Origin of the sequence: Pseudomonas persica (assembly GCF_900291015.1) — a bacterium.
Lineage (GTDB): Bacteria > Pseudomonadota > Gammaproteobacteria > Pseudomonadales > Pseudomonadaceae > Aquipseudomonas.
The window spans coordinates 1-274 of the sequence record NZ_OLKL01000135.1 but is presented as its reverse complement, the minus strand read 5'-3'; the positions used below and the strand labels follow the sequence as shown (position 1 = coordinate 274).

Sequence of the window (274 nt, the reverse complement as noted above, 5' to 3'; positions counted from 1 at the left end):
GGATGTCTCCTGCCTCCACCAAGAGCAGCTTTTCTATCCTGTTCTTTTGCAGGATTATCTTTGCCTCTTCAAAGCTCACGTTTTTATCTGCCGTCACCAGCCTTTCACGTGGGGTCATCAGTTCTCTCACCTTGCGCTGGGGGTCGCTCTCAAAGCGGATATCACGATTGGTGAGGATGCCCACCAGGCGGTTGTTTTCCAATACGGGAAAGCCGCCAATGCCATAGCTCTTTTTGAGGGCAAACACCTTTTCCAGGGTGTCGTCTGGAGACAC

Annotated in this window: 1 protein-coding gene; it reads right to left on the bottom strand. The window is 51.8% G+C overall.

What is annotated here, in order from left to right; genetic code table 11:
- A partial coding sequence (locus FQ664_RS26030) for a CBS domain-containing protein (RefSeq protein WP_144175872.1) occupies positions 1 to 274 on the bottom strand: 274 nt, incomplete at both ends.